Genomic DNA, 2,026 nt, shown 5'->3' on the forward strand with positions numbered 1-2,026 from the left:
TCAGAGTCAATGCACTCAGACAGTTCTTCAGGTGATCCTTTTAGATGAGCTGCCGTTAATCGATTCTTCAGTGTAGTACTGACTTTTTCTTGAAACTGTGGTTCTATAAGCTCTGCAATCAGTGTCAGACGGTCCATTTCAAGGAATCCAGGCTTATGATACAGATCATCCAGCGTTGCAGCCATTGTCGATAGTTTCAGCTCATTGAGTTCATCAACAAGCTCATTGATGAGTTCGGTTCCGGTAAGCATCAGTCATCTGCCTCCTCTCTCATCTGATCCGCAAGCGCTTTGCTGCGGGATAAAAGAGTATCAATGCTAGAGGCTTCCGGAGGCATGACATAACCACCCCTTGTTGGTTTTTTCTTTTGGACAGACCCATGTCGATAACCGGCATCGCCAAGATCATCTGCAATGACAGAGATGGTGTTCTTAATAAAGGTATATTTCTGTTTGTTTAATGAGATTGCCTGTTTACAGCACTCCTCTAAAGCTTTGTTACTGTACTTTTTGGTAAAGTTCAGGATACCAAGACACATGCGGTATGTCTGCACTTCATACTGCCTTGACTTTAGGATCGTACGGATAACAGTCTCAGTATTCTTGCCAACAAGAGAAGCCTTTTGAATGAAATAAGGTCCGTTCCACTGTGTAAATCCTTTATAATTCTCAGGCAGATGTTCTGGATCCGTTGACCACTGACCCTTACGGGTTGCTCTCGGCCATTCATAAAGGAACTCGCCTGCAAGGGAATAAATGCGAACAACAGAAGAAGATGCCTTGATAGATACTTTCTTGTGCAAAAATGCTTTGTCTACGCTATAATAAGCATTGTCAAAGCGTACGTGGAAGTCGCTTGATACCTTTGCCGTTTTTCTCTCCATGTACTCGTAATGCATGGAGGGGAGCGGCATCAATTCAAGTTTCTCCTCTTCCCAATAGTAGTATCTATTATGTTCTTTCTTTTTAAACGGCTCCTTATTGAGAGCTTCCAGTTCCTTCCAAAGATCTTTGTTGAACTGATCCAGCGAAAAATACTGTTGTTCTTCAAGTTTATGGAAGAGACCTTTCTCAAGAATACCTACCGCGTTTTCTACTGAACTCTTAAATTTGGGCTTTCTGACCTTGGCTGGAAGAATTACAGTTCCATAATGATCAGCCCAGTCAGCGTAATCCTTATTCAGTTCGGGTTCAATCCAGTCTTGATTAACGATTACCGCCTGCTTGCAGTTATCGCATACAACCAGTGCCGGCACACCGCCAAAGTAATCAAGAGCATGATTATTGACCTCAATCCATTGCGGTTCCCTTGTCGAAAGCATCCCTTCGGCATAGATGTACTGTGAGTATGGAAGAATAGCCACAAATACAACAATCGTCAGAATCTCACCGGTAAGAGGATCGGTCATGTTAAATGTCTGCCCAGCGAAATCGACCTCCATCTTCTGTGCAATAACTGCACCGAAATGCGCAGTTTCATAGTTTTCCTCACACCATCGGTTAAAAAGCTCACAGTACTGGCGGTACTGATAGAAACGCTTGCCTTCTTCAGCACACTTTTTTGAGTAGCGATTCCATAGAAAAACGAGAGTCATGTTTTTCCTTGTGGCCATAAGTCTGGCCGCTTCCTCATAATCAGGGTATTCAATGGATTCATTACGACCTGGGGAACCGGGAATGGATCCATACACTAATTCAGCAATACCGTAGTTAGTGATACCCGGTGGCAAAGGATAAGAAAGGTTTTCGCACTTCTCAAATGCTCTGAGGAAGTCATTGACTCCTGATTTACTTACGCTAAGCTGTCGGGCAATTTCACTTCCTGACATGGAAAGCGCATAACGTTTGATAATGATGTTTTTGTAGTCCAGCATACATCATCCTCCTAAGAAATATATTTTCATCTGATAGATGAATGAATATATTATCCTAGAGATTTCTGTATCAATCAAAGCCTAACGGCTGTTCAGCTTCGCATTTCGGCCGTTTTGCTCCGCAAAACCGGCCGTTGGGACGCGCCATATGCA

Annotated in this window: 1 protein-coding gene and 1 pseudogene; both read right to left on the minus strand. The window is 43.2% G+C overall.

Annotated features, from left to right (window positions below):
• Positions 1-251: pseudogene (locus ACTNB3_RS17705) on the minus strand (ATP-binding protein); the annotation flags it as partial.
• Positions 251-1,873, minus strand: a complete 1,623-nt coding sequence (gene istA, locus ACTNB3_RS17710) for an IS21 family transposase (RefSeq protein ID WP_349168185.1) — start codon at positions 1,871-1,873, stop codon at positions 251-253. The pseudogene ACTNB3_RS17705 and the gene istA, both read right to left, overlap by 1 nt.
• Positions 1,874-2,026: the final 153 nt, after the last annotated feature.

The sequence above is a fragment of the Bariatricus sp. HCP28S3_D3 genome (assembly GCF_052065755.1).
Classification (GTDB): domain Bacteria; phylum Bacillota; class Clostridia; order Lachnospirales; family Lachnospiraceae; genus Allocoprococcus.